The following is a 26346-nucleotide window of genomic DNA, read 5'->3' as shown; positions in this document are numbered from 1 at the left end:
TGAAGCGGACGGGACCAGTCTCCGGCTGACTACGCTAGCGGAGAGGAATCGCGATGATTCGATTATTAGATCATACAGATCCGCATACGGCACGCCTCATTGTACACGTTCAAAGGCCTGCTTATGAAAGGGAAGCGGACATCATTCAATTTAAGGGCATTCCCCAGCTGAACGAGACGGCCGGCGATGTCATGGATTCAGGCGAAACGTTCGTCGGCTGGTTTGAAGGCGGCGAATTGGCGGGGCTTGCTTCTTATAGAGCGACGCCGCAAGTGCTGACGATTTGCCGGCTGGCCGTCCATCCTGATCATGTCCGAAAAGGCATTGGAACGGCGCTTCTGCAGTTTTTGCTTGAGAAGGAAGCGGATATGTTTGAAGTGACGACGGGCGTTCACAATAAGCCGGCAAAAGCACTGTATCAAAAGTTGGGATTTTCTGAGATTGGACAATTTGAACCCGAAGAAGGCGCCGTTCTTTCAACACTGATCCTGCAAGCGCCGCGGAAGCTCGAAGTCGTTCCATACCGGCCGGAGTGGAAGCGCGAATTTTTAGAAGAAAAACAACGGCTTAAAGCGCTCTTTCAGGATGAAGTGCTCCATATCCATCATATCGGCAGCACGTCCATTCCGGGAATGAGCGCAAAGCCTGTCATCGATATGCTGCTTGAAGTAAAGGATCTCGGCGCCGCCGCAAGGCATGAAAACGGAATGAAAACGATGGGCTATACGCCGAAAGGAGAAAACGGCCTTCCGGGGAGAAGATATTTTCAAAAAGGCGGCCGCCGGCATACGCACCACGTCCATCTGTATGAAGCCGGGCATCCGGATATTAAGAGGCACCTGCTTTTCCGCGATTATCTCATAGCCCATCCGGAGCGGGCGAAAGAGTATGCGGAACTGAAAAAGAAGCTCGCGAAAAGGTTCCCGCTTCAGATCGAAGGCTACATAAAAGGCAAAAACGAATGGGTAAAAGAGACCGAGCGATTGGCTTTACGGTGGGGCAAAGCCGGAGAGGACAAATAATGTCCTTCCGGCTTTTTAGGTCCTTACGCAGGAGTCGAATGCTCCTTTATGGCTTCCGTCGCAGTAAGGCATCTTCAGCGATTTTCCGCATCTGCAAAGAGAAAAAGCCGCTTTTTTAGGGAATGGATTTCCTTCCATATCGATCAGTTCCACATCTCCGGTGACCCGAAATCCGCCGTTGTCCATTACTTTGATCTGCACTTTTTCAGACATAGATCCCACCTCCGAATCTCTTCATATGTATGATGAATGAATAGAAACGATGCGTGTTTGGCGGATCATGTGGTACAATGTCCGTAAATGAAACAAAAGAAGGATATGATATCATGCAGCTTCACATCACTGAACAGGCGAAACAAGCCATTCAACGGGCAAAGACGGCTTATCCCGATAAAAAAATTCAGCTCCGCTATGACATCGATGGCTGCGGGTGCGCAGTTAACGGGATTCCCGTCATTTGGCTGACGGATGAATTGACAGGGGAATGCGAGCTCTTGGAGACAAACGGCGTTCCGGTGTATATCCAGTCATCGCAAAAAGTTTTCTTTGATGACGCGATGACGGTCGATTATCATGAGAAAGCGGGGACGCTGATGCTGAAAAGTCCGGCACAGGTGCTTTCCCCGAGAATGGGCATATTAGTGAAATAGGGTGGCGTTCTTTTTGAATCAAAAGATGAAATCGTTAAAGCAAACCGCTCAAAACAAAACGTGGGTGTCGTTTCTTCACCAAAATCATCCGTACAGCCTTCTTCATTGGTCGATCGGAGGAACGGAAGCCGTCCAGAAGGATGTTTGGCTCATCCAGGATGAAATGACGTTTGAAACGAAGGAATTCGACCAGCTTGAGTCGGCCATTTCCTGGATCGGCGAGAATATGAGCGACATTACGGATGTTTTGTAGCGCAGAAAAAGGCGAACGGGCTTGTTATCCCAGTTCGCCTTTTTTATGTGCGTCCGGTGCCGCTTCCTGAAGAAATTCCCGCACCGCTTGTTTGTAGTCGTCCCGGTTTTGCGAATAGCTCATCGCATGTGCGCCTTTTTCCGCGATGTACAGCTTTTTCTTTCCTCTTTTTTTCTCATAGAGCATTTCGCTTGACTGTGCCGGGATATAATCGTCGTCTTTGCTGTGGATGAATAAAACGGGCTTTTCGACCCGGTCGATGACAGCCATAGGAGAGACATCTTTGATGCGATAGCCGTCCCGGAATTTCAAAAAGACGTCGGCAAGCGGCAAGATAAACCCCGGAAGGCGGAAATCCTCCTTCAGCCGGTAAATCAGCTGGTCTTCAAACGTGGCAAACGGGCAGTCTGCCACATAAAAATCGGCGCGGTCATCAGTCATTCCCGCGTACAGAAGCGTTGTCACCGCACCCATTGATTCGCCGTGAATCCCGATGACGGCCTCATCTCCATTCCGTTTCCTCAGCCAATTGACGACCGTTTTCAAATCTTCTTTTTCATAATATCCATAGCTCGTCGTTTTCCCGCCGCTCATCCCGTGTCTTCTGTGGTCGTAGATGACGGCGTTCCAGCCGAGTTCCAAAAACAGATTCATATATTTGACTGAATTCAGGAGATTCATAGTCACCCCGTGGCAAATAATCACGGTATGTTTCGTCTTGTGCGGATGGACATAGTACCCTTTAATCTCGTAGCCGAAAGGTGAGGAGAGGGTAATCTCTTCTTTCGGCAGGGCTTGAAACGCTTCTTCGGCATAATGTCCTTCCGCCGTTTCCCGCTCGATAATGAATTGATCGGTCCGTTTTTTAATATACATGATCTGATTCGTAAAAAATATTCCGAGTGCAGCAAGAAATAGCAGCACCGCTCCGAGAGCAGCAAGCCAAATGAACATCCCTGTTTTTCTTCCTTTCCTTAAAATGAAGCTTCCGTCGTCTATCTTAGCACATCAAAAGTGAAAAAGCCCAAGCTTTAGGCGCTGATGTACAAGTGTTCTGCTTGAGAAAATCCGTTTCTTCCTGATACACTAACATCACAAATCGGATGAACGGAGGGAATGACGTGGGAAAGAAAAAACAGGAAGCGCCAGATAAACAGCAGCTGAAGGACGCGCTCGCCGATGATTTAAAGCAAAAGCTTCAGCAAATGAAATCGGAATTAAAGGAAGAAGACGAAAAGAGGCAAGCGTGTGAGAGGGAACGCCTCATCAAGCAACGAAAAGAAAAGGAGAAAAACAAGAGCTTCGAAGAGCTGCTGAATGAGAGTGCGCTTGACTGGAAGCAGTATAAATAAAATGTTTTGTCCGAATTCTTTGTCGTCCTATTAAGCAAGTGAGCCTGTCTTCTAAGAGATTTCGGAACCAAAGAGGGTTACACCTGTATCCATGGCCATTCGGCAAATAAACGGTGAAAATGGATATCCAATTCATGGAACATCCTTTTATTGGCGGCATAGTTGAAGATATCCCGCATTACTTGAGTTGGTGTCAATTCCTCTATATGATCTGGCATCGAAATAACTTGTTTATTTTCAATGGGTGTGACCTAACAAACGGTCATGATTGAAAACGAGAGGTACTACCAAATTACATTGGAAGTTTGTATAGTATAGAAAGGTTGACAACAATATTTGAGAAAGGGATATATAAATGACAACTTCAAATAAAAATTTAAGGACTTGCAACAAAGGACACCAGTATTATAAAAGTAGTGATTGTCCGGTTTGCCCGATTTGTGAGCAGGAACGCAAACCTGACAGCGGATTTCTTTCATTGCTCTCCGCACCAGCAAGACGGGGCTTGGAACACAATGGAATAACGTCTTTGCAACAGCTATCAACATACAGCGAAAAAGAGATTTTGAAAATTCACGGTATGGGACCAGCGTCTTTGCCTAAATTAAGGGCAGCCTTGAAGGAAAATGGATTATCATTTAAAACGCAAAACTAAAACGGGGACTTTAATGGTATAAGCAAGGGACCTTCTAAACAAAGGAAGTTCCCTTGTTTTGTATAAATAAGACAGCCTTTTAGAGAAAAAGCTTTCCCGCATATCCAGCCAAGCTTGCTGGGTGTGTGGCAGCGGCTGTGAGGAGAATTGTTCACTCACATTTTGTTTTTCCCTTAACGGCAGCAGCGCAGCCTTTGCAGCTGTTTTGAATCGGCAACGTTTTCCGGCGGCAGACAACGATTTTGCCTGAGCCCCTTATATGTGTCTCGAGACGGGGCGCATTATAAAATCTCCAGCCTTTCTGTTGAGTATAGGAGTTTCAGAAAAAACAGCGTCCCGCTCCGTGTAACGGAATCGAACGCTGTTTTTTTACAAGCGCTTTACTCAATGACAGATCGAGCCGGTGAATCTGGATCTAATGTAAAATCATAAGACTCCTCGTCGCGATACATCGGATCGGCATAGATAGAACCAAGGTCATTGTTTGTAGCCTTTTGATAAGAGGAAAACGAGTCGTACTCCTTCTTTTTCCACATCCATAGACCGTCTTTATCCGCTTCTTTATGATAGACGTTATGGTTGACCGTATTCCCTTCATTTGTCGTAAATTCGTTTGCGATAAATAATCGCGAATCACTTGCCGTCAAGATATTCTTTTCAATCTTATTGTTTTTTGTATCGTGCTGAAGCAGCAGCTGTCCGCCATACAGCCCTTTGGTGTCGTTCCGGTAAACAATATTGTGGGCGATGACTGAATTGACGGTGCCTCCCCGGTCCTTGTCGTATCCGCCGATTGAAATGCCCGTATAAGCGTTCCGATACACCTTGTTGTCGGCTATATGAATATCCTCAGCGTATTTCCCTTTATGTTCAGACGTTGCTTCAATACCGAGATCGTTTTCGTAAACGGTGTTGTTCTTAATTTCAATGCTTTTTCCTCCATCGACATATATTCCGCCCGCTGAGTAATCATCCCCATAAGCAGGGTTTCCGTAAGTCGAGTTGCGGTAAACCGTATTGTTTTCGATGACGCCGTTTCGCGCATAATCGTTTTGATCCGCAGTTCCTTCATAGCCGATAAGATCAATACCGATATTGTTATTGTCACGGACCACATTGCCGCTTATCGTGAAACCGTCGATGTTTCCGTTCAGCACTACCGCTTCACTCGCTCCGAGCGTCAGTTTTTCAACCGTATTGCCCTGGATGCTGATGTCTTTCATACTGCCGGTTCCATAGATCGCAATTCCGTGGGCATTGCCTTCATCCGCCGTTGTCTTGATATCCCGGATATGGTTGTTCTTAATGGTAATATGACTGCTTGAGCCTGAAACGTAAATTCCCATGGCGGTTGCTTCTTCAGATGAAACAGAAAGATCCTGAATCGTCAGACCGCTGATTGTGACGTAATGTTTATTGTGAACGCGAACTAACGGTGTTTCGTATTTCGCGCCCGTAACAAAGTCTCCCTTAATCACGACCTGTTCATTCTGATAGTTGCGGAACGTAATAGGTTTTCCCTCTGTACCGCTGTGCTTTACGTCAAGCGTTTCTTTATACGTACCTTCCCGAATCAGCACAGTTGTGCCGGCAACAGCTTCTTTCGCGGCATGCGCCAATGTACGGAACGGCTTTTCTTTCGTTCCTTCATTTTGATCATTTCCATCTGGAGAAACATATAAGCAGTTTACCGGTTCTTCTTCATTCGCCTGCGTCTTATCGAAAGCCGAGGCGACGATAATGCAAGTTAAAATGCCTGCCGACAAAATAAAATACCATACTCTCAAACTCAGTTCTCCTTTCTATTTAAAATAGATTGCCAGCACAATTATAAATGATCCATATATGGAAAACCATCGCAAAAATGCGAAAGAATGCCGCGGTGCCATCCAAGCTTGGTCAATTGATGCTGCATATCAATTCTGAAGAATCTTAACGTGTTTTGAAGGAGGGGAGGAAACAAGCCGAGCGCCTTATTTTAGCTTAGCTGTTTTCGGGAAATGAAAGTGAAAAGAATCGCTACAAGGCATAATATTAAAGAAAGTTATAATTGTTTTATAAACGACACAATCATATAATTGAGTGAAAAAGGATGCGTATCATGCCGTTTAATTCTTTTGAAAACTATCCAATGAGCTGGAAGCCATCGATTGATAAAAATGAAAAACCCATTTATAAAGCACTTGCAGGGAAATTGGAACAGGATATATTAGACGGAGTTGTATTACCTGGAACAAAACTTCCTCCACAGAGAGAACTGGCTGATTATTTGGATTTAAATGTAAGTACCATTTCAAAAGCTTTTAAAGTTTGCGAGTTAAAGGGCCTGCTAAGTGCATCTGTTGGAAGCGGTACATTTGTATCTTACGATGCACTATCGAATGCGTATTTACTTGAAGATACAAAGCCGAAGCATTTAATTGAAATGGGAGCAACACTACCAGATCATGCTTCTTACGAGCCGTTGCTACTCCAACTAAAAAGTATGCTGCAAGAGACAGATTATGAAAAATGGTTTAGTTATGGCCGGGCAGGCGAAAGCCTCTGGCAAAAGGATGCAGCTGTAAAGCTGATCCGAAGAGGCGGATTTGAAACAACCGTTGATCGCATTTTATTTGCAAACGGGGGCCAAAATGCGATTGCTGCTATATTGGCAAGTCTTTGTAAGCCTGGAGACCGCATTGGGGTTGACCATCATACTTACCCCGGCTTAAAAACTGTTGCAGCAATGCTTAGTGTGCAAATCGTACCGATAAAATCAGAGAATGATGAAATGAGTCCAACGGCCTTTGAATATGCGTGTAAAAATGAAAATATTAAAGGCATCTACTTGATCCCGGATTATCATAATCCGACAGCTTCCTTTATGTCTGTTGAGAATCGAAGAATGATTGCAGAAATTGCCAAAAAGTATAAACAGTTCGTTATTGAAGATGCATCGTACCATCTTCTGGGCAAAAAACCACTTCCGGCACTCGCATCATATGCCCCCGAACAGGTTATATATATTGCAAGTTTATCTAAATCATTAGCACCCGGGTTGCGACTAGCCTATGTGGCGGTGCCGAGTCAATTTAAGGAGCCGATTTCGAAGGCGCTTTATAATTTAAATATAACAGTTTCTCCGCTATTAGCAGAACTTACAGCGCGTACGATTGTATCGAATCAATTTGAAGTCTTAATTGAAGGTCATCGGGAACAAACCATTCGCAGAAACCAAATTGTAAATCGATATTTTGCGGAATATACATGTTTAGGTGTTGAAACAGGCATCTTTCGTTGGTTGCTGCTGCCGGGTAAAATGACAGGTGCTGAATTTGAAAAATTAGCTGCACAACATGGAGTCCAAGTGTATGCGGCTGAACGCTTTGTGGTTGGAAACAGCTGTCCGGAAAGGGCTGTAAGGATTTCTGTATGCGCACCAAAAACGCTCGAAGAGCTGGAGCAGGGATTAATGATCCTTAAACGTTTGCTAAACGATCTTACCTAATATTGTTCGCCATACAATTATAATATTGTGTGGTTTTTTTGTGCGTGTTATGATGATCCAAATCTATTCAGCAGTTTATAAGAGGCTTTTCGAAAGGCAGGTTAGAGTATGTTGCACAAAGATACGGCATCGCTACAAAGCTTTATTAATTCTCCTGAAAAACAAAAAACGTTATACAAGCGTACATTATTCATTGTAAGTATTTCACAAATTTTTGGCGGTGCAGGTTTAGCAGCAGGCGTTACTGTCGGTGCACTTATTGCACAGCAAATGCTTGGTACAGATGCCTTTGCTGGTGTACCTTCTGCTTTATTTACTTTAGGGTCAGCAGGGGCTGCGTTATTTGTTGGGAGACTTTCTCAACGTTATGGTCGTCGAACAGGTCTATCAGCTGGTTTTATGATTGGCGGACTTGGAGCAATAGGGGTCATCATTGCAGCACTAATAAATAGCGTTTTTCTGTTATTTGCCTCATTGCTTATTTATGGTGCAGGAACAGCGACAAATTTACAAGCGCGTTATGCAGGTACGGACTTAGCAAATCATAAACAGCGGGCGACTGCTGTTAGTATTACGATGGTGTTTACAACATTTGGTGCAGTTGCAGGTCCGAATTTAGTGAATGTGATGGGTAATTTCGCTCTTTCTATTGGTGTTCCATCACTTGCTGGTCCTTTCATTTTAGCAGCAGCAGCATATATCCTGGCAGGTGTTGTCCTTTTCATCATGCTTCGTCCAGATCCATTAGTAATAGCAAGAACAATCGAAGAGCCTAGTGATAAAGGACATTTAGCAACAACTGATCATTCAGAAAACAAAAGAGGCATAATCGTCGGTGCCGCGATTATGGTTCTTACTCAAATTGTAATGGTGGCTATTATGACAATGACACCGGTTCATATGAGGCATAATGGACATGGCCTGGGTGCAGTAGGTCTTGTTATCGGTTTTCACATAGGTGCCATGTATCTCCCTTCACTGGTTACAGGTGTCCTTGTTGATAAGCTGGGGCGTACTGCGATGGCTGTTGCTTCTGGAACTACGTTGCTTCTTGCAGGTTTAATATCAGCATTTGCACCAGGAGATTCTATGGTTCTTCTAGTAATTGCTCTTTCTTTACTAGGATTGGGATGGAATTTTGGTTTGATAAGCGGGACTGCACTTATTGTTGATTCAACTGAAACTTCCACGAGGGCTAAAACTCAAGGTACAGTGGACGTTTTGATTGCGCTGTCAGGAGCTGCTGGCGGAGCATTGTCCGGAATGATTGTGGCAGGTTCAAGCTATCTGACTTTATCTTTCGCTGGAGGGATTTTATCCTTATTCCTAATTCCAGTGGTGATATGGTCTCGTGGAGGAAAAAATTAAGTCAGATTGCTTTGTGAAACTAGCGGAAATATGTGATCTCCTGTAATTTATCTATATTTTTTTAAAAAGTAAGGTCTTGATCAGAAATGAAGTTGCCGAAAAGTTTCCAGAACGATTAACGACCGGTATACCGGATGGAACTATTGTAGAAGGAGAACCCATCGTCCTTGGTCAGTGTGGCGTCGGCGGTATTCTAAGCTATGATGGAACGCTTTCTGTCTCGCAGACGATCTCATCCGATTAGTATGCGCCTTTGACTGCCGTTTCGGTTATGCCTAAACCGTTGTATAAGCGAAAAAAGTTATTGGCCCGCCTAAAAATAGATCATCTTCACATTAATATGGTCGATGGTTTCCCCGGCTAGTTAGAGATAACTTCAGATTAGCTCGGGAAGAAGAAGCGCGCCGATTCAACATCGGCAACGAAATATATGCTCTCGTTTACGAACAATACGACCCTATTCATGACGAGAGCCGCCAACATCAACAGGGAACTCCCGGTTGCGAATGAAAGCATAAGCACCGTCTATAAGGAAGACGGTGCTTTCCGTTTGTTATTCGCGGTGGGCCGTATACACATCGCGTTTCGTGTAAAAACGAAGCGCCTTGATTTCCTGTTCCGTCAGCGGGCGAGCGCTTGCGGCTTCGACGTTTTCCCTCAGCTGTTCGAGTTTGCTCGCCCCGGGGATCACCGCGCCGACAGCCGGCTGGGCGAGGATATATTTCATGGCGGTTTCGGTCGCGGTCAGATCCGGCGCCGTTTTTTCTATATCCGCCTTTGTTTTGACAAGCTCCTCATACGAATAGGATAAATAGCCGTTACTCTTTATATTGGCGTTCGCCTCTGAGACGGGCTTTTCCGTGAGGAGTCCTTTAGCCAGCGGTCCTCTTGCAATCACGCTGATTCCGTTTTCTTCAAGGATAGGAAGCCATTCCTCAGGCCGGCGGTCCAATAAGCTGTACTGCATCATGACAGTGATGATGCTTGATTTTTTGACATATTCTTTAATGACATTCGGGCGTATAGAAGAGATTCCATAATAACGGATGACGCCTTCCTCTTTTAATTCTTCGAAAGCTTCGATCGTTTCATCGATATTGTCTTCGATCGTTCCGCCGTGAAGCTGGTAAAGGTCGATGTAATCCGTTTGCAGGCGCTTTAAGCTGCGTTTGACCGCTTCCTTTATGTACGCTTTTGAAGGGTCCCAAAACCAGCCCGGCTTTCCTTCTTCCCAGCGGTTTCCCGCTTTTGTGGCAAGGATGACGTCTTTGCGCCTCGACTTGATGGCTTCCCCGACGATTTCTTCGTTAAGCCCGAAATCGTATAAATCGGCAGTATCCAAATAATTGATGCCAAGCTCCAGCGCTTCATCCAAAATGGATAAGGCGCGCTGTTTTTCCGTGCCGAGAGACATACAGCCGAGGCCGACTTCGCTCACCTTTAAATCAGATTGTCCAAGCGTCCGTTTTTTCATCGCGCTTCACTCCTTTCTTCCTTCTACCTGAACGTAATATAAAGGAGCGAAGTTTTCAACTAATCGGCACTTGAAACAACCGTTAAAAGCCTGCATACAACTCCAGCATCACGATGATGACGGAGACAATGGAACAAACCGCCGCAGGAATCGCCGTGAAAACAGATTGACGGGCCCGGAAAATGTGCGCATGGATCGCTCCCATCATAAGAAGGAAGAACAATATCCCTGCTGCGACAGCTAAATTAGGGTTCCATATTCCCCATGCCATTATAAACGCCCCGGCGATTTCGAGACAGCCGGTAAGCGTAAGAAACCATAAAGGGTATTGATAATGGCGCCAATGTTCTACTTGAAAGGGGATATGTAAAACTTTTATCACGCCTCCGGCGAACATAAAAGCAGCCAAACAGACTTTCATAATAATCGATATCATATTGTCTCACTCCGTTTCTGAAGCTTGTCCAGGCAGCAATCCGCGCATCATAAGATCCACAACCTGCACCGCAAGACTTGCAGGATCTTTCTTTCCGGTCAGCAAATAAAAATCTGTCAGATGTTCAATCATGCCGATCAAACATTCGGCAACAGTGTCCATTTCAAGTCCGAAGCGAAAATAGCCAAGCTGTTGTTCGGCTTCCAAGTTTTCTTTCAAAGCCATTGCCAAATCGCTTTTCACCTGTTTAGCATCTGGATTGAGAAAAAAGCCGATCCGGGTTAAATCCGGGTCAGCAGCAAGAAACTGAAAAACGGTTTCCACCGCAGCCAAAACCCGTTTTGACACGTCTTCTTGATTTATTCCCTGTTCCAGGCGGAATGACTTTGTCAGTTTTTTTAAATGAGAGCGGAAATCGGTCATTAACTCCTCGAAGATGGCATCTTTACTTTGAAAGTAAAGATAGAAGGAGGGCTGCGTCAGTCCGGCTCTTTTCACAATTGTACTGACCTTGGTGTCGTGAAATCCGTGAAGCGAAAATTCATTCGCGGCTGCTTTAAGCAATCGTTTCCGGCTCTCCTGTCCTTTGCGTCCTTTTCCGGATTTCAAAATAGAATCCCCCCTCAAAAATAATACTCGAAAGTAATATTACTCACGAGTATTATTTCATATCGCCCCAATGTTTGTCAAAGCCTGGCCTAAGGGGAAGTGACCCAATCTTTCACATATCGATAAGTCCGGCCGTATTCCTTCAGTTTGGCGCGGATTTCCCACGCTTTGCCGGACATCACGATTCCGTTCGGCAGACGATAGACCTTCATGGCGCCACCTCCCTTGATGGTGTATGATAAAATGTATGGGATAAAGAGCAGCAACAGAACGTAGGAGATGATCAAACTGAAACATTTAGAGGAAAAAACCATTTCAAAGGAAAAGCTTTTTTCAGGCAAGGTAATCGATCTTTATCTTGAGGATGTCGAACTGCCGAACGGCAAAACGGGCAAGCGGGAAATCGTGAAGCATCCGGGTGCCGTGGCGGTTTTGGCGCTGACGGATAATGGAAACATCATCTTCGTCAAACAGTACAGAAAAGCGCTTGAACGGACGATTGTTGAAATCCCCGCCGGGAAGCTCGAAAAGGGCGAAAAGCCTGAGTATACCGCGCTCAGAGAGCTTGAGGAAGAAACGGGATACACGGCGGCGAAACTAGAGAAAATCACCGCTTTTTATACATCTCCCGGGTTTGCGGACGAATTGGTCCATCTGTATTTGGCCGAACAGCTGACCCGCCTTGAAGAAAAACGGGAGCTTGACGAAGACGAATTTGTCGAAGTGATGGAGGTGTCGCTTGCCGACGCGCGGAAGCTTGTGGAAAGCCGGGATATTTACGATGCGAAAACGGCTTATGCCATTCAGTATTTAGAGCTGCGCGAAGCACTGCAGGCGAAGAAATGAAAGAAATATTCGCAGACATGCATATCCATATCGGGCAGACCGAATCAGGCCGGCCAGTTAAAATCACGGCGGCCAGATCGCTTACGCTTGACGAGATTTTGATAGAAGCAAGCGAACATAAAGGAATGGGGCTGATCGGCATTATTGACTGCCACTCGCCGGAAGTGCTGGCCGAAATCGAAAAAGGGGTGGCAAGCGGCCGTTATGCGGAACTTGCCGACGGCGGCATCAGATATAAAGAAACCGTGCTGCTTTGCGGGGCGGAAATCGAGATTTATGACGAGAAGTGCCGCGGTCCGATTCACGTTTTGGCATTCATGCCGACGATCGAAAAAATGAAGCGCTTCTCCGAATGGCTTTCAAAAAGAGTGACGAACATTCATCTCAGCTCACAGCGCATCTATGAGACAGGGCTCCGCCTTCAGCAAACGGTAAAAGAACTCGGCGGCTTATTCATCCCCGCCCATATTTTTACCCCCCATAAAAGTTTGTACGGAAAAGGAGTTAAGTCGTCACTGAAAGAGGTATTTGATGAACGTCTGATTGATGCGGTCGAGCTCGGGCTGAGCAGCGATACGCACATGGCGTCGCACGTGTCAGAGCTGAACGCCTATTGTTTCCTGACCAATTCGGATGCCCATTCGCTTGGAAAAATCGGCAGGGAGTACAACAAGCTGCTGATGAAGCACGCGAGCTTTAAAGAATTTTCGCTCGCGTTAAAGGGCGAAGCGGGCCGCTCAGTTGCCGCAAACTACGGGATGAATCCTGAGCTGGGCAAATATTATCAAACCGCCTGCGAATCATGCGGCCGCCTGAAAGAGGCGGATGACGGGACGTGCAAAGGGTGCGGCAGCGCAAAATTTACAAAAGGAGTCAAAACCCGCCTTGAGGAGCTTTATGATCAGGACGAAAGCCCGGTCAAGCGGCCGCCGTATGTCCACCAGGTGCCGCTTCAGATGATTCCGGGCATCGGACCGAAAACGATCGAGAAGCTGAAGGAGGTCTTCGGAACCGAGATGAACATTCTTCATCATGTGGCCGAAGACGATCTTCTCGGCATGCTGCGTCCGCAGACGGCCAAGCTTCTGATCAAAGCGAGAAAAGGAGACATGGAGCTTGAGGCCGGAGGCGGCGGAACCTACGGAAAAGTAAAAAGGGGATAGAGAGATGGACTGGAAACTGAAATCGTTTGAGGAATTGTCGAAAGAAGAGCTGTATCAAATCGTAAAGCTTAGAATCGACGTTTTTATCGTCGAGCAGGACTGTCCTTACCACGAGCTTGATGATATGGATCAAAAGGCGCATCACTTGTTTCTGGCCGAAGGAAGCGCGATTTTGGCTTATTGCAGACTGTTTCGGAGCGGCTGGGTTTATGATGAAGCATCGATCGGCCGCGTCATCGTCCGCAGCCGGGACAGGGGAAAAGGCCATGCAAAGGCCCTTCTGGACAAAGCGCTCAGCTTTTTGGAAAACGAATGGAAAGAAACGGCGGTCAAGATTAAAGGTCAGGACTATTTGCGTTCATTCTACAGGTCGTTCGGGTTTCAGGAAGTATCGGAAGTCTATCTGGAAGACGGCATCCCTCACGTTGACATGGTCAAAAGCTTTTCCGGCGCCCCAAGGTAACAACGGTTTTTCGTATTTTGGATGCCATCATCAGAACGCGTTTTTTGCCCTTGGCATAACATGTTAAGAACATGTTGAACACGAGGGGGCATAAATGGAATGGACCAGGCAAAGCAAATGTATCTTGAACTGTTAAAAAAAACGGTCTTATTCGAAATTTGGCAGGAGCATGAACGATATATTCCGATCGATGTGCCTGTCCCCGAATCGCTGCAAAAAGAAACCGGATTAAACGATTTGAAAATCGTACGCTGTGTCGTCCCAAATCCGGAATTGCGGAGAACGGGAACAGATTGGCCGCCGATTGCACACAGCATGATCGGCCGGGTGCGGATGAATCACTTGCAAAAGTGCATGGAGACGGTTTTACAGGAAAACATAGCGGGAGACTTTATTGAAACAGGCGTATGGCGAGGCGGAGCCTGCATTTTTATGAAAGGCTTTTTAACAGTTCATGGAGAAGACGGCCGTACGGTATGGGTGGCCGATTCGTTCGAAGGCCTGCCGGCGCCGGATATCGAAAAATATCCCCAGGATACGGGAGACCGCCATCATAAAGTTGATTTTTTAAGGGTGTCTCTGGAGGAAGTGATGCAGAACTTTGAAAAATACGATCTGCTTGATGAAAACGTTCAATTTTTGAAAGGCTGGTTTAAAGACACGCTGCCTGGGGCGCCTATTGAGAGGCTCGCCATTTTACGGCTGGACGGCGATATGTATGAATCGACAATGGACAGTTTGTCCAATTTGTACGAAAAAGTATCAAAGGGCGGTTTTGTCATCATCGATGATTTCTCTTTAAAGGGCTGCCATGCTGCTGTGCTCGATTTCCTTAAAGAACAAGGTCTGGATGAATCGATCCTCGTTTCCATCGATCCTTATTCGGTATATTGGCGAAAACCATAATCAAACGACAAGAGGCTCAACAAAAAGTCGAGCCTTTTTTATATTGAAGATGATTTAAAATACAGCCGCGTATAAACACGTGTCTCTGTATTCGCTTCGATCGTTCGACAGGTCATCGCTTCGCAGCACGGCCTCAAGCTCGAAACCGAGGCGCTCAGCCATTTTTCTGCTTTTCAGATTGAGGCTGTCACAGCATATTTCGAGCCGCTTTGCACCGAGATGACGACGGGCATAATCAATGAGTCCCTGAATCGCTTCTGTCATGTATCCTTGTTCCGCATGTGCGGTGCTGCACCAGTAGCCGATCTCAAACCTCCGGGCTTCCCAGTTCATGCGGTGGAGCCCTGTGCTGCCGACAAATTGGCCTGTTTCCCTATGAAAAATGTGCATCCTCAAGTCTTTGCGCAAAATGAAATCAGCCTGCGCACGCCTGATGTTGATTTTGACTTCGTCTTCTTTTGGTTCCTCTCTTGCAAACGGCATCCACGGTTTAAGATCAGGCAAAGATGTCCGGATCGCGTCGCAAACGGCTATGCCGTCACCGGCCTTCGGCGCCCTGACAAGCAGACGCCTGGTTTGAAAGCTGTCCGGAAAATCCAGCAATATCGGATTCATTGGACTCCTCCCATATCGATTTTGGTCTATTATCCTATAAATATATAAAAAAGTAAATAAATGGATTCGAATCCGAAAAGAAAAAAGCGACAGAAGCCTGGCAGGTAATGACCGGACAAGTTCCAATCCCCGCCAATGTCTTTCAAGCTGCTCCATCTATCAACAGCATAGGGGTATCCCGCTTCCGTGTCATCCCCTGTTCTGCATATTGCAGCGCCGGTCGCCCCGACATGGCATCGGATAAACTGAACAATTGATCCGGGGCTGCCCAACATTCATTACAAGGTGCCCGAAAAATTTTTTGCTTTGCAAGAAACACCCGTCCCTTTTGATCATAGGATAAAAGACCAGGTTACAAGTTTCCCGAAAGGAAATGAAAGCGTTTTCTATATCGGGCAGCCCGGTAAAACATAAGGAGGGATCGATTGTAAATGAAAAAAATCTTATTGGTCTGCGCGGCAGGCATGTCCACAAGCCTCTTAGTCAACAGAATGAAACAGCATGCGGAGCAGCTCGAAGAGGAAATTGAGATTACGGCATTGCCTGTTGCGGAAGCCGGGACGATAGCCGCCGAGGCCGACATCGTTCTGTTGGGCCCGCAGGTCCGCTACCAAAAATCACAGGTTGAATCAATGGCCGGGGACGTTCCCGTGGCCGTGATCGATATGAGGGACTATGGAACCATGAATGGCGAAGCTGTACTGGAAAAAGCTTTGCAGCTGATCAAATAAAAGGAGGGGGTCATTTTGAGCGGATTCATGGAGAAATTTGAACGAACCGTTGAACGATTCTTGGTTCCGATTGCGGCCAGGCTGAATGCACAGCGGCACATTTGCGCAATCAGAGACGCCTTTATTTTATGTTTTCCGATCATCATGGCAGGCTCGATCATCACGTTGCTCAATTTTGCGATTTTGTCTCCGGACGGTTTTATCGCCAACATTTTATTTCTCGATAAATTGTTTCCGAATTTAGCCGATTACCAGACGGTTTTTACGCCCGTTCTGCGGGGATCGCTTGACGTCATGTCCGTTTTTGTCGTATTCCTTGTCGCGCGCAATCTCGCCATTTCATTTCAAGCCGATGAGCTTCTTTCGGGGCTGACGGCAGTGTCATGCTACTTTATCATCTATCCGCCGTATCGGATCATTGACAATGAAAGTTTTTTAACGATGAAATGGCTTGGCGCCCAAGGGCTGTTCGTCGCTTTAATCATCGGCATCATCGTCGGCGAAGTATTCAGCAGGCTCGCCAATTCGAAACGCCTGCAAATTCATATGCCTCCGCAGGTGCCTCCGGCGGTCGCCAGAACGTTTAAAGTGCTGTTTCCGATTATTTTCATCACGATCGGTTTTGCGATCGTAAGCTTCGCTCTTACGTCCGTGACGAAAAACGGGCTTCATGAACTCGTCTATACCTTGCTGCAGGCGCCTTTACGGGATATGGGGACCAACATTTTCACGGTTGTTTTTCTCGGCATTGTCGCCAATTTTTTGTGGCTCTTCGGCATTCATGGGCCGAATACGATCGCGGCAATCAGAGAAACGATTTTTGCAGAAGCAAATCTCGATAATCTTGCTTTTGCAGCGAAAACAGGATCTGCGTGGGACGCTCCGTTTCCGGCGACATGGGCGCTGAATGATGCGTTTGCCAACTACGGCGGCTCAGGGATGACGCTCGGCCTTTTGATTGCGATCTTTATCGCTTCAAAGCGAAGGGATTATAAAGACATCGGTAAGCTCTCAATCGGCCCGGGGCTGTTCAATATTAACGAACCCGTCATTTTCGGCCTGCCGGTTGTGTTGAATCCGATTTTTATGATTCCGTTCATCATCGTGCCGGCCGTCAATACGTCAGTCGGGTATATGTTTATTAGTCTTAAGATCATTCCGCCGATCGCCTATTCCGTTCCGTGGACGACCCCGGGACCGCTGATTCCGTTTCTCGGAACGGGCGGGAACTGGGCCGCGCTTGCCGTCGGATTTCTCTGCCTCGCCATTTCAACGATCATTTACCTGCCGTTTGTAATGGCCGCTAATAAGACGGTGAAAACCGACAGCGGCGGGTAAGCGGAACATCTGAAAACGGTTTTGGGAAGGCAGACGCTTTTTTGCCTTCCTTTTTTAGATAAAACAGTCATGCCGCTCTCTTTTCTCTCATACAATCTATTAAAATCAAAAGCGCGTCTGGGAGGAAGATACATGCGGAAGCACTCGATGAAAGAGCTTATATTTCAGCATATGAAAGACCATCTGTCGATCTATTTATTCGTCTCCGTATTATTTTTAATGGGTGTGATTTTCGGTGCGGTTATTGTCAACAGCATGACGATCAGCCAAAAGGAAGATTTGTTTTATTATTTGAACCAATTTTTTGGACAACTCTCACAAGGAAAAGCGGCAAGCTCAAAAGACATGTTTTTGCAGAGCCTTCTTCACAATATGAAATATCTTGGATTGATGTGGATTCTCGGAATCTCGGTCATCGGCCTGCCCGTCATATTTATCATGGTCTTTTTAAAAGGGATCGTTGTCGGTTTTACGGTCGGTTTTTTAGTGAATCAAATGGGGATCAACGGGTTTTTCCTGTCGTTTGTCTCCGTGCTCCCGCAAAATCTTCTCCTGATTCCGGCATACTTGATCATGGGCACGTGCGCCATCGCATTTTCCATGAGGCTTATCAGACAGCTGTTTGTGAAGAGGAGCCTTACGGAAGCGCCTGTTCACTGGTTCGGCAGATATGCTTTCGTACTCGTTCTGATTCTTGTCATGTCGGTTATATCGTCTTTTCTTGAAGCTTTCCTTTCGCCGCTGTTAATGGAGAAGGTGATCGATTTGATTCAGGCCAAATCAAATTAATTTGTAATCATTATTAAAAAATATTCATTTTGTTTATCAATTTATAATAATTATAGTTGGCTCTCCGCGTTCGTTTTGTTATAATAAGCTAGGTAATGCGGCGTAGGAGGGAAAGTCAATGGAAACACGTATTGATCGAATCAAAAAACAATTGCATTCTTCCAGCTACAAACTCACCCCTCAGCGCGAGGCTACTGTAAGGGTGCTGCTTGAAAATGAGGAAGACCATTTAAGCGCAGAAGATGTATACCTCCTCGTAAAAGAGAAATCTCCTGAAATTGGTCTTGCGACAGTATATCGAACTCTTGAATTGTTAACCGAATTAAAAGTAGTGGATAAAATCAATTTCGGCGACGGCGTGTCAAGGTATGACCTTCGCAAGGAAGGGGCCGCCCACTTCCATCATCATCTCGTCTGCATGGAATGCGGGTCAGTCGTTGAAATCGAAGAAGATTTGCTTGAGGACGTTGAAGACATCATTGAAAAGGATTGGAAATTTAAAATAAAAGATCACAGGCTGACCTTTCACGGAATTTGCCATGACTGTCAGCAAAAAGAAGCCGAGTAAACCGGATGTGCGAGAACCCCTTCAATCTTTCCTGAACGGGTTCTTTTTTGATTCATACGTATAAAACTTGTCTCATTTGGCATAGGTTTTAGTAATCGAATCGATAGAAGGGACCTGAAAAGGAATGAAAATGCTGAAAACGGCCGCTGACATGATCAAAGTGTTTGTGCTGTTTACCGGTTTTACCGTCTTGTTTTATTATGCTATGATATGGATAAATTCAGAGTATGAAAACTATCATCGGTACGATAAACCCGAAGGAGCTGCCCTCAAGGTCGCCTCGATGGACGGGGACGAACGGGACGGCTGGTTTAACCGGTTAATCTTTTTTTATTTAAACGGGGAGTAGGATAGCGTGAAAGTTCATATTAAAGATTTTATCCATTATGCCGTGGTAGAGCGGGGGCTTTCCCATAATACGGTCGTGAGCTATGAACGGGATTTGAACAGCTATGCCGCCTTTTTGGAAGAAAAGGAGGGTTTGAGCTCCCTCAACGAAGTGACAAGGCTGCATATCATCCAGTTTTTAAAGCATTTGAAAGACTCCGGAAAATCCGGAAGGACGATCGCCAGACACCTGGCTTCCATCCGGGCCTTTCACCAGTTTTTGCTGAGGGAAAAAGTGACGGCGCAGGATCCGTCCGTCCACATCGAATCGCAAAAAACGGAGCGGACGCTGCCGAAGGTGCTGTCATTGCAGGAAGTGGAGACCCTTCTTGAGACCCCTAAGCTTGCGACTCCGTTCGGCTATCGTGACAAAGCGATGCTGGAATTGCTTTATGCGACGGGAATCCGCGTCAGCGAGATGATCGAATTGAAGCTTGCCGATGTGCATTTATCGATGGGATTCATCCGCTGCTTCGGAAAAGGAAGAAAAGAGCGGATTGTCCCGCTTGGTGAAGCGGCTTCGCATGCGATCGGGGAATACCTCGAAAAGGCAAGGGGAAAACTTCTTAAGAAAAACACGGAAGACGCCCTGTTTCTGAACCATCACGGCAGACAGATGAGCCGGCAGGGATTTTGGAAAAACCTAAAGAAAATCGCTTTGGAAGCAGGGATTCAGAAGGAACTCACCCCTCATACGCTAAGGCATTCGTTTGCGACGCATTTGCTTGAAAACGGAGCGGATTTGCGGGCCGTCCAGGAAATGCTCGGACATGCCGACATTTCGACGACGCAGATTTACACCCATGTGACAAAGACAAGGCTGAAAGACGTCTATAAGCAATATCATCCCCGTGCATAGCCGCATAAAGGCGAAGCGCGGTTTTTCATTTGCCGGAAAAATTGCGGGAAGTTTCTCACTATTTCCGTTCGTATTGTCAACCGTTGTGTAAACGGTTTATACTTGACTAACAGCGGCATTTATTTCTAGTATGCGAAAACTGGTCAGCTTAAAGATCATATGAAAGAAAAAAGGAGGCCGTCAGAATGCCTGCATATCAATATAACCGCGTTTTTTTAATCGTCATGGATTCCGTCGGAATCGGCGAGGCACCGGACGCTGAAAAATTCAACGACAAAGGGGCGGATACCTTAGGCCACATCGCCGAACATATGGGAGGCATCAACCTGCCGAACATGGCAAAGCTCGGGCTGAGCAACATCCGCCAGATCAAAGGAGTGCCGCGGGCCGAACAACCGCTCGCCTACTACGGAAAAATGAAGGAAGCCTCAAACGGAAAGGATACGATGACCGGTCATTGGGAAATCATGGGGCTGTACATAGACAAACCGTTCCGGGTATTCCCCGACGGTTTTCCGGATGAATTGATCCAGGAACTTGAAAAAAGGTCCGGAAGAAAAGTAATCGGAAACAAGCCGGCTTCAGGGACGGCGATTTTGGACGAACTGGGCGCAGAACATATGGAAACGGGGGCCTTGATCGTATATACCTCTGCTGATTCCGTTCTGCAGATCGCCGCTCACGAGGAAGTCGTTCCGCTTGAAGAGCTGTATCACATCTGCGAAATCGCTCGCGAGCTGACGCTTGACGAAAAATATATGGTCGGCCGCATTATCGCCCGTCCGTTCGTCGGAAATCCCGGCGAGTTTAAGCGGACGCCGAACCGCCATGACTATGCGCTGAAGCCGTTTGACAGAACGGTGATGAATGAAATGAAGGATGACGGTTTTGACGTCATTGCGATCGGCAAAATCTCAGATATTTATGACGGCGAGGGAATCACGGAAGCGCTCAGAACAAAATCGAATATGGACGGGATGGATAAGCTGATTCAGACGCTCGGCCAGGATTTCACCGGCATCAGTTTCGTCAACCTCGTCGACTTTGACGCGCTGTTCGGACACCGCCGCGATCCCGAAGGATACGGAAAAGCGCTTGAAGAGTTCGATGCGCGCCTTCCGGAAGTATTTGAAAAGATGCGTGAAGACGATCTATTGATTATCACCGCCGATCACGGGAACGATCCGATTCACCACGGCACGGACCATACGAGGGAATATGTTCCGCTGCTTGTATACAGCAAAAAGAACGAAAACGCGGCAGAGCTTCCGACCGCTGATACGTTTGCAGATATCGGGGCAACGATCGCCGACAATTTCAAAACGAAAATGCCAAAGTACGGAAAAAGCTTTTTATCCCTGCTTAAATAGGAGGATACGACGTGAAACAGATGATTTCAAACGCTGCTCAATATATTAAAAGCAAGGCAAAACACGAACCGGAAGTCGGTCTGATATTGGGATCGGGACTCGGCGTGCTTGCCGATGAAATTGAAGATGCCGTCCGGATCAAATATGAAGATATTCCGGATTTTCCGGTTTCTACGGTTGAAGGACACGCAGGGCAGCTCGTCATCGGAACGCTGAAAGGTGTGCCGGTCGTTGCGATGCAAGGGCGCTTTCATTTTTATGAAGGCTATCAACTCGATAAAGTCACGTTCCCGGTAAGGGTCATGAAGGAGCTGGGCATCGGCACGCTGATCGTGACGAACGCCGCTGGCGGTGTCAATGAATCGTTCCGTCCGGGCGACTTAATGATCATCTCAGATCACATCAACTATATGGGAACAAACCCGCTGATCGGTCCGAATGATTCAGCGCTCGGCGTCAGATTCCCGGATATGTCGCAAGCTTATGACAAAGAGCTTCGCCGCATGGCAAAGCAAACGGCCGAGGAATTGAACATTCCGGTTCAGGAAGGCGTATACACCGCGGTTTCCGGTCCGTCATATGAAACGCCTGCCGAGGTTCGTTTCCTCAGAACGATCGGTTCTGATGCCGTCGGAATGTCAACCGTTCCGGAAGTTATCGTGGCAAGGCATTCCGGCCTCCGCGTGCTCGGCATTTCCTGCATTTCAAATGCGGCAGCCGGCATTTTGGATCAGCCGCTGTCTCATGATGAAGTCATGGAAGTAACCGAAAAAGTAAAGTCAGACTTTTTGCGCCTCATCAAAGCCGCAGTCGCGAAAATCGGCGAGATAGCGTAACATATGGTACACGTACGAAAGCCAATGCATGGCCGAAGCAAGGACATGCATTGGCTTTTTTGTGTGGGGAGAAATTTTTACCAATCCATTCGTATAAATCCACCTCTATTGGAAAAAATAGAGAGGATTACGAAATGGAGGTCTGGGTGATGAAACGTCATTTATCCACATTGATGATTTTTACGATAATTCTTATGACAGCGCCGGCCGCATTTGCGGAAAAAAGCGATACGAAAACATCGGAGCTTGCCCATGAAGCGAAATCCGCCGTTTTGATCGAGCGGGACACCGGAAAGATCATGTATAACAAAAACAGCCATGAAAAGCTTCCTCCGGCCAGCATGACAAAGGTGATGACCATGCTTTTGATCATGGAAGCTCTTGATGAAGGAAAAATTAAAATGAAAGATAAGGTGAGAACGAGCGAATATGCCGCATCGATGGGAGGTTCGCAGATCTTTCTTGAACCCGGCGAAGAGATGACCGTCGAAGATATGCTGAAAGGCATCGCCATCGGCTCCGGAAACGATGCCTCTGTCGCGATGGCAGAGCATATCGCCGGATCTGAAGAGGAATTTGTAAAAAGGATGAACGAAAAGGCTGCAGAGCTCGGCCTCAAGGACACGTCTTTTAAAAATACGACAGGACTTCCTAAAGAAGGTCACTACAGCACGGCTTACGACATGGCCGTCATGGCGAAAGAGCTGTTGAAATATGATCAAGTCACGAAATTTACGGGAACGTACGAGGATTATTTAAGGGAAAACACCGATAAAAAGTTTTGGCTTGTCAATACAAACCGGCTGATCAAATTTTATCCGGGAGTCGACGGAGTTAAAACGGGATTCACAAATGAAGCGAAGTACTGTTTGACGGCTTCCGCGAAAAAAGGAAATATGCGTGTGATCGCCGTCGTCTTTGGCGCCAGTACGCCGAAAGAGCGAAATGCGCAGGTCACCAAAATGCTCGATTATGCGTTCAGCCAATACAATACCCATCCGATGTATAAGCGGAATGAAGTCATATCCGAATTAAAGGTCAATAAAGGCAGTGAGCAAAAAATCAATCTCGTTACTTCAGAACCGATTTCCCTTTTGACGAAAAAGGGCGAAAACATCAAAGCCGTCAAGAAGGAAATCAAAAAGAAAACGGATATCCAGGCTCCTGTCAAAAAAGGGACCGAGCTCGGCACGCTCGTACTGAAAAAGGACGGAAAAGTGCTGCATGAAAGCCCGCTTGTCGCGGAAAAAGACATGGACAAAGCGGGAATGTGGACATTGTTTAAGCGGACGATGACAAACTGGACGAAGTGGAATGAATAATGCCGAACGGTCACTAGTTTTGTCATGGTGAAGGAATTTAGAAAGCCTGAATCGAAACACTCATTATCCGATTTATATCAAGGAGGAATGAGGATGAGCCTCGGAATCGATTTTAACGTCAAAGAATCCGTGCTTTGTATTCGGTTGACAGGTGAACTCGACCACCATACAGCTGAAACCTTGCGAAACCAGGTGAGCGAACATATGGAACGATACGACATTCGTCATATCGTCTTAAATCTTGAAGAACTTTCGTTTATGGACAGTTCAGGGCTCGGCGTCGTGCTGGGCCGATATAAGGAAATCCAGCAGCTGGGCGGAGAAATGATCGTCTGCGCGATTTCCCCGGCCGTCAAGCGATTATTCGATATGTCAGGGCTGTTTAAAATCATCCGCCTTGAACAATCCGAACAGCATGCGCTTCAAACATTGGGGGTGGCATCATGAAAAATGAGATGAACATCCAGTTTACAGCGCTCAGCCAAAATGAATCGTTTGCACGGGTAACGGTCGCCGCTTTTATCGCTCAGCTTGATCCGACGATGGATGAACTAACCGAAATAAAAACGGTTGTATCAGAAGCGGTCACAAACGCGATCATCCACGGATACGAAAACTCAGGCGAAGGAACCGTGTATATCTCTGTCACACTGGAAGACCATATCGTCTATTTGACGATCCGCGATGAAGGAATCGGGATCACGGATCTGGAAGAAGCACGCCAGCCGCTGTTCACAACGAAGCCAGAACTCGAAAGATCGGGAATGGGCTTTACCATTATGGAGAACTTCATGGATGATATCACGATCGATTCCTCGCCTGAAATGGGCACCACAATACACTTAACAAAGCACTTATCGAAAAGCAAAGCGCTTTGCAATTAAGGGAGATTTGTTATGGATGTGGAGGTTAAAAAAGAACTGAATACCCAGCTTAAAGACCATGAGGTAAAAGAACTGATTAAAAACAGCCAGAACGGCGATCAAAGAGCAAGAGACCTCCTCATAGAAAAAAACATGCGTCTTGTTTGGTCCGTCGTTCAGCGTTTTTTGAACAGAGGGTATGAGCCTGATGACCTCTTTCAAATCGGCTGTATCGGCCTTTTGAAATCGGTTGACAAATTCGACCTTTCCTATGACGTCCGGTTCTCCACCTATGCCGTCCCGATGATCATCGGCGAAATTCAGAGGTTCATCAGAGATGACGGAACGGTTAAGGTGAGCCGTTCGCTGAAGGAGCTCGGCAACAAAATCAGGAGGGCGAAAGACGAGCTCTCCAAGACGAACGGACGAATTCCGACCGTTCAGGAAATCGCCGAACATCTCGGGATCTCTTCCGAGGAGGTCGTGCTGGCCCAGGAAGCCGTCCGTTCGCCTTCGTCCATTCATGAAACGGTATATGAAAACGACGGAGACCCGATTACGCTTCTCGACCAGATCGCCGACCAGTCGGAGGACAAATGGTTCGATAAAATCGCTTTGAAAGAAGCAATCAAGGACCTGGACGAAAGAGAAAAGCTGATCGTCTACTTAAGGTATTACAAGGACAAGACGCAATCAGAAGTTGCCGACCGCCTCGGCATCTCCCAGGTTCAGGTATCCAGGCTTGAGAAAAAAATCTTAAAGCAAATCAAAAACCAGATGGACCACAACGACAGCTAAACAGGCAGTCCCGGATACAAGCCGGCACCCGCGATGGGCCGGCTTTTTTGGTGTGGTAATTTATGGTCATTCATTCCGTACTGAATGATAAATGAAATGAACCTCATACTACAATTATAACCATCATATAGGAAGTGACCCAGATGGAACGTCAAGTTTTTATCAGGCTCCGCCACCGTCTAGTGGCCGATCCGGATGAATTGATCAAGCTCGGAGATATCGCACAGGTGGCGGGCGACCGGCGCTGCAAAAAAAAGCTTGAACAGCTGCCTGTATACAAGGTGAGCAAATCGGATCAAAACTTGGTGGTATTGGACGTGATGAAGGTGATTGAAGCCATACATAAGTCGTTTCCAGACCTTGATGTCCAAACCGTCGGCGGTGCCGAAACCATCGTGGAGGTTCAATATCCAAAACGGGGCTTATCCCCCGTGTTATTCATCGCTGTCTGGCTGCTTTTGTTCGTCGGTGCGGGGCTTACCGTGATGAATTTTCATGAAGATGTCAGCATGAGGGAAGTGCACATCCGGATTTATGAAATGATAACGGGAAAAGAAAACCGCTACCCCTATCTTTTGCAGGTTCCATACAGCATTGGCCTTGGCCTCGGGATGATTTTGTTTTTTAACCACTTATTTAAAAAACGCTTCAACGAAGAGCCCAGCCCCCTTGAAGTTGAGATGTTTAAATATCAGCTCGATTTGGACCAATATGTGGCCCTGCACGAAAATAAAGAAACGACAAAGGATATCCATGATCATTAACGCCATAATGATCATCTTTCTCGGTCTTGCGGGAGGGGTTGCAGTAGGTTCCGGCTTTGTCGCTTTTCTCACGGTGCTGGGCATCATTCCGAGGCTGATGCAGCTGACAAAAACGAGAGTGTATATCCAGGCATACGAATGGGCCGTCATTGCCGGCGCCGTCTTCGGAGGATGGGAGTCGCTGAATATGAACCGCTTTTTTTTATCGAAATGGTTCATGATTCCGATCGGTCTTTTCGCGGGCTTGTTTATCGGAATGCTTGCGGCCGCTCTTACGGAAGTGCTGAACGTGCTGCCGATTTTGGTCAAACGGATCGGCATGGGGGACAGGATTTTAATTTTATTGATGGCCATTGTCTTCGGAAAGATTATCGGATCTTTATTTCAATGGCTGATCTTTGTTCATTTGTCATAAAAGG

At 46.6% G+C, this 26346-nt stretch carries 33 protein-coding genes; 25 read left to right on the top strand and 8 right to left on the bottom strand.

Annotated elements, in window-relative coordinates:
* Positions 1 to 53 precede the first annotated feature (53 nt).
* Positions 54 to 1022 (top strand): bifunctional GNAT family N-acetyltransferase/GrpB family protein, encoded by a 969-nt coding sequence (locus tag AB447_RS03670; protein WP_048352853.1) that lies wholly within the window; start codon positions 54 to 56, stop codon positions 1020 to 1022.
* Between the two features lie 15 nt (positions 1023 to 1037).
* Here AB447_RS03670 and AB447_RS03665 read toward each other — a convergent pair whose 3' ends face one another.
* Entirely contained in the window at positions 1038 to 1235 is a 198-nt protein-coding gene (locus AB447_RS03665) for a CDGSH iron-sulfur domain-containing protein (protein ID WP_048352854.1), read from the bottom strand.
* 113 nt (positions 1236 to 1348) lie between these two features.
* On the opposite strand from AB447_RS03665, the gene AB447_RS03660 reads away from it, so the two are divergent.
* Positions 1349 to 1672: an iron-sulfur cluster biosynthesis family protein gene (locus tag AB447_RS03660; RefSeq protein WP_048352948.1), complete on the top strand. Its 324-nt coding sequence runs from the start codon at positions 1349 to 1351 to the stop codon at positions 1670 to 1672.
* Between the two features lie 13 nt (positions 1673 to 1685).
* Entirely contained in the window at positions 1686 to 1925 is a 240-nt protein-coding gene (locus AB447_RS03655) for a DUF2552 family protein (RefSeq protein ID WP_048352855.1), read from the top strand.
* A 24-nt stretch (positions 1926 to 1949) separates the two neighbouring features.
* On the opposite strand, the gene AB447_RS03650 is transcribed toward AB447_RS03655, so the two are convergent.
* Positions 1950 to 2879 (bottom strand): alpha/beta hydrolase, encoded by a 930-nt coding sequence (locus AB447_RS03650; protein ID WP_048352856.1) that lies wholly within the window; start codon positions 2877 to 2879, stop codon positions 1950 to 1952.
* Between the two features lie 149 nt (positions 2880 to 3028).
* On the opposite strand from AB447_RS03650, the gene AB447_RS03645 reads away from it, so the two are divergent.
* Together AB447_RS03645 and AB447_RS24955 are read left to right on the top strand one after the other, a co-directional pair.
* Positions 3029 to 3277: a YqkE family protein gene (locus AB447_RS03645; protein ID WP_048352857.1), complete on the top strand. Its 249-nt coding sequence runs from the start codon at positions 3029 to 3031 to the stop codon at positions 3275 to 3277.
* Positions 3278 to 3632: 355 nt separating this feature from the next.
* Positions 3633 to 3932, top strand: coding sequence for an RNA polymerase alpha subunit C-terminal domain-containing protein (locus AB447_RS24955; protein WP_082142477.1), 300 nt, complete (start codon positions 3633 to 3635; stop codon positions 3930 to 3932).
* 380 nt (positions 3933 to 4312) lie between these two features.
* Here AB447_RS24955 and AB447_RS03635 read toward each other — a convergent pair whose 3' ends face one another.
* On the bottom strand, positions 4313 to 5719 hold the full coding sequence (locus AB447_RS03635) for a right-handed parallel beta-helix repeat-containing protein (protein ID WP_048352859.1): 1407 nt from the start codon (positions 5717 to 5719) through the stop codon (positions 4313 to 4315).
* A 314-nt stretch (positions 5720 to 6033) separates the two neighbouring features.
* Here AB447_RS03635 and AB447_RS03630 point away from each other — a divergent pair, with 314 nt between their 5' ends.
* Together AB447_RS03630 and AB447_RS03625 are read left to right on the top strand one after the other, a co-directional pair.
* Entirely contained in the window at positions 6034 to 7422 is a 1389-nt protein-coding gene (locus AB447_RS03630) for an aminotransferase-like domain-containing protein (RefSeq protein ID WP_048352860.1), read from the top strand.
* 108 nt (positions 7423 to 7530) lie between these two features.
* The gene (locus tag AB447_RS03625; RefSeq protein ID WP_048352861.1) at positions 7531 to 8790 is read left to right on the top strand and encodes an MFS transporter; all 1260 of its coding nucleotides are present in this window, start codon (positions 7531 to 7533) and stop codon (positions 8788 to 8790) included.
* Positions 8791 to 9343: 553 nt separating this feature from the next.
* Here the strand turns inward: AB447_RS03625 and AB447_RS03620 are convergent.
* The 4 genes from AB447_RS03620 to mciZ form a co-directional block, all read right to left on the bottom strand.
* A complete protein-coding gene (locus AB447_RS03620; RefSeq protein ID WP_048352862.1) occupies positions 9344 to 10264 on the bottom strand; it encodes an aldo/keto reductase in 921 nt (306 codons plus the stop codon).
* Positions 10265 to 10346: 82 nt separating this feature from the next.
* Positions 10347 to 10700: a DoxX family protein gene (locus AB447_RS03615; protein ID WP_048352863.1), complete on the bottom strand. Its 354-nt coding sequence runs from the start codon at positions 10698 to 10700 to the stop codon at positions 10347 to 10349.
* A gap of 6 nt (positions 10701 to 10706) precedes the next feature.
* Entirely contained in the window at positions 10707 to 11309 is a 603-nt protein-coding gene (locus tag AB447_RS03610; protein ID WP_048352864.1) for a TetR/AcrR family transcriptional regulator, read from the bottom strand.
* Between the two features lie 89 nt (positions 11310 to 11398).
* Positions 11399 to 11521 (bottom strand): Z-ring formation inhibitor MciZ, encoded by a 123-nt coding sequence (mciZ, locus tag AB447_RS03605; protein ID WP_048352865.1) that lies wholly within the window; start codon positions 11519 to 11521, stop codon positions 11399 to 11401.
* Between the two features lie 76 nt (positions 11522 to 11597).
* Here mciZ and AB447_RS03600 point away from each other — a divergent pair, with 76 nt between their 5' ends.
* From AB447_RS03600 to AB447_RS03585, 4 genes are all read left to right on the top strand, one after another.
* Complete coding sequence (locus tag AB447_RS03600) at positions 11598 to 12155, top strand: NUDIX domain-containing protein (RefSeq protein ID WP_096892170.1); 558 nt, start codon at positions 11598 to 11600, stop codon at positions 12153 to 12155.
* A complete protein-coding gene (locus AB447_RS03595; protein WP_048406592.1) occupies positions 12152 to 13318 on the top strand; it encodes a TIGR00375 family protein in 1167 nt (388 codons plus the stop codon). Before AB447_RS03600 ends, AB447_RS03595 begins: the two co-directional genes overlap by 4 nt.
* 4 nt (positions 13319 to 13322) lie before the next feature.
* Positions 13323 to 13781, top strand: a complete 459-nt coding sequence (locus AB447_RS03590; protein WP_048352867.1) for a GNAT family N-acetyltransferase — start codon at positions 13323 to 13325, stop codon at positions 13779 to 13781.
* Between the two features lie 99 nt (positions 13782 to 13880).
* Complete coding sequence (locus AB447_RS03585) at positions 13881 to 14687, top strand: TylF/MycF family methyltransferase (RefSeq protein WP_048406591.1); 807 nt, start codon at positions 13881 to 13883, stop codon at positions 14685 to 14687.
* 54 nt (positions 14688 to 14741) lie between these two features.
* On the opposite strand, the gene AB447_RS03580 is transcribed toward AB447_RS03585, so the two are convergent.
* Entirely contained in the window at positions 14742 to 15302 is a 561-nt protein-coding gene (locus AB447_RS03580; RefSeq protein ID WP_048352868.1) for a GNAT family N-acetyltransferase, read from the bottom strand.
* A gap of 431 nt (positions 15303 to 15733) precedes the next feature.
* Here AB447_RS03580 and AB447_RS03575 point away from each other — a divergent pair, with 431 nt between their 5' ends.
* From AB447_RS03575 to AB447_RS03510, 14 genes are all read left to right on the top strand, one after another.
* Positions 15734 to 16033 carry a PTS sugar transporter subunit IIB gene (locus AB447_RS03575; protein WP_048352869.1) on the top strand — a complete coding sequence of 100 codons (300 nt, stop codon included), beginning with the start codon at positions 15734 to 15736 and terminating at the stop codon, positions 16031 to 16033.
* Positions 16034 to 16060: 27 nt separating this feature from the next.
* Positions 16061 to 17371 (top strand): PTS sugar transporter subunit IIC, encoded by a 1311-nt coding sequence (locus AB447_RS03570; protein ID WP_048352949.1) that lies wholly within the window; start codon positions 16061 to 16063, stop codon positions 17369 to 17371.
* A 132-nt stretch (positions 17372 to 17503) separates the two neighbouring features.
* On the top strand, positions 17504 to 18160 hold the full coding sequence (gene spoIIM, locus AB447_RS03565; protein ID WP_048352870.1) for a stage II sporulation protein M: 657 nt from the start codon (positions 17504 to 17506) through the stop codon (positions 18158 to 18160).
* 118 nt (positions 18161 to 18278) lie between these two features.
* A complete protein-coding gene (gene fur, locus AB447_RS03560) occupies positions 18279 to 18728 on the top strand; it encodes a ferric iron uptake transcriptional regulator (protein WP_048352871.1) in 450 nt (149 codons plus the stop codon).
* A 124-nt stretch (positions 18729 to 18852) separates the two neighbouring features.
* Positions 18853 to 19077 (top strand): YqzK family protein, encoded by a 225-nt coding sequence (locus AB447_RS03555; protein ID WP_046129798.1) that lies wholly within the window; start codon positions 18853 to 18855, stop codon positions 19075 to 19077.
* Between the two features lie 6 nt (positions 19078 to 19083).
* A complete protein-coding gene (xerD, locus tag AB447_RS03550; protein WP_048352872.1) occupies positions 19084 to 19974 on the top strand; it encodes a site-specific tyrosine recombinase XerD in 891 nt (296 codons plus the stop codon).
* A gap of 185 nt (positions 19975 to 20159) precedes the next feature.
* Entirely contained in the window at positions 20160 to 21344 is a 1185-nt protein-coding gene (gene deoB / locus AB447_RS03545) for a phosphopentomutase (protein ID WP_048352873.1), read from the top strand.
* Positions 21345 to 21364: 20 nt separating this feature from the next.
* Positions 21365 to 22180 carry a purine-nucleoside phosphorylase gene (locus AB447_RS03540; protein ID WP_048352950.1) on the top strand — a complete coding sequence of 272 codons (816 nt, stop codon included), beginning with the start codon at positions 21365 to 21367 and terminating at the stop codon, positions 22178 to 22180.
* Between the two features lie 149 nt (positions 22181 to 22329).
* Complete coding sequence (locus tag AB447_RS03535) at positions 22330 to 23502, top strand: D-alanyl-D-alanine carboxypeptidase family protein (RefSeq protein ID WP_048352874.1); 1173 nt, start codon at positions 22330 to 22332, stop codon at positions 23500 to 23502.
* 93 nt (positions 23503 to 23595) lie between these two features.
* Positions 23596 to 23949 carry an anti-sigma F factor antagonist gene (gene spoIIAA, locus AB447_RS03530; protein WP_046129802.1) on the top strand — a complete coding sequence of 118 codons (354 nt, stop codon included), beginning with the start codon at positions 23596 to 23598 and terminating at the stop codon, positions 23947 to 23949.
* Positions 23946 to 24386 (top strand): anti-sigma F factor, encoded by a 441-nt coding sequence (gene spoIIAB / locus AB447_RS03525; protein WP_046129803.1) that lies wholly within the window; start codon positions 23946 to 23948, stop codon positions 24384 to 24386. The genes spoIIAA and spoIIAB overlap by 4 nt, the downstream gene beginning before the upstream one ends.
* A 12-nt stretch (positions 24387 to 24398) precedes the next feature.
* Positions 24399 to 25163 carry an RNA polymerase sporulation sigma factor SigF gene (gene sigF, locus AB447_RS03520; RefSeq protein WP_046129804.1) on the top strand — a complete coding sequence of 255 codons (765 nt, stop codon included), beginning with the start codon at positions 24399 to 24401 and terminating at the stop codon, positions 25161 to 25163.
* Positions 25164 to 25306: 143 nt separating this feature from the next.
* Entirely contained in the window at positions 25307 to 25927 is a 621-nt protein-coding gene (locus AB447_RS03515; protein WP_048352875.1) for a stage V sporulation protein AA, read from the top strand.
* The gene (locus AB447_RS03510) at positions 25917 to 26342 is read left to right on the top strand and encodes a stage V sporulation protein AB (protein WP_048352876.1); all 426 of its coding nucleotides are present in this window, start codon (positions 25917 to 25919) and stop codon (positions 26340 to 26342) included. Before AB447_RS03515 ends, AB447_RS03510 begins: the two co-directional genes overlap by 11 nt.
* Positions 26343 to 26346: the final 4 nt, after the last annotated feature.

Origin of the sequence: Bacillus glycinifermentans, from assembly GCF_001042475.2 — a bacterium.
GTDB classification, from domain to species: Bacteria; Bacillota; Bacilli; order Bacillales; family Bacillaceae; genus Bacillus; species Bacillus glycinifermentans.
The sequence above is the reverse complement of the archived record's forward strand: the minus strand, read 5'-3'. Positions and strand labels throughout refer to the sequence as shown.